Annotated in this window: 1 protein-coding gene; it reads right to left on the bottom strand. The window is 49.7% G+C overall.

Going from position 1 to position 911, the window contains the following annotated elements; translation table 11 throughout:
• A partial coding sequence (locus tag R7093_RS24400; RefSeq protein WP_318146908.1) for a ferric reductase-like transmembrane domain-containing protein occupies positions 1 to 911 on the bottom strand: 911 nt, incomplete at both ends.

The following is a 911-nucleotide window of genomic DNA, read 5'->3' as shown; positions in this document are numbered from 1 at the left end:
GACGCGACCCCAACACCACCCGCAATCCAAATCTGCGGCTTATTGACGTCAAACGCCAAGCGTCCGTAAGGGCCTTCAACCATCACTTCTTCACCAATTTTAACCCTGTGGTACAAATCCGTGGTGAAATCACCCAACTCTTTGATCAAAAAGCGTACCTCTGGTTCATGCTCACCTGAAACAATCGTAAACGGATGCGGATCTTCATTACCAAAACGAACATAAGCAAACTGCACAGCTTTGTGTCCTTGCCAAGGTTTTTCTTGGCCGTTATTGCTTGGCGCCAAAACCAGCTCCATCACTCGCGCTTGAGGGAAGTAGCGAGTCGACACCACTTTGGCGGGATGGCGATTCGCTCGTCCGACAAAACCAAGCAAGCTATAAACGGCAGCTGCAGAGCCCATCAAGGCAAAGCCCAAAGCAACTAAATGAATTGGCTCACCCCAGTACGCGTGCTTGATCAACAAAACGGAGTGAACAGCAATCATCAAATACACTGCCGCCATTAAACGATGCGACAACTTAAATGGCTTGTATTTAACAACCGTCCACAATGACACCACGAGCAATGCTAAGAGCAGGTAAAAACCCCACTCCCCCAAACCAAGCCCCACATCGCGCAGCTCTTTGACCCAGAGCTCTAAACCGACAAAGTTGTTCCCAGAAGGCCCAACCCCGGTGTGTTTGATTGGTTTTTCGAGCACTCCTGCCGACACTAGCCATTTTGGCACTTTATACGTCAACCAATGCACGATTCCGAGGCTAACCCCCGCAATGCCGAGCCATTTATGCACACGATAGGCCTTATCCATCCCGTGAACCCATTGCTCGATCACAGGTAAGCGCAGCGCCAACACCATCGCAATAGACATCAAAGCCAACGACAAAACACCAGAATATTGAATAAGCGC

It is taken from the genome of Vibrio sp. 1580, assembly GCF_033340055.1.
This window is presented reverse-complemented; position numbering and strand designations above follow the sequence as displayed.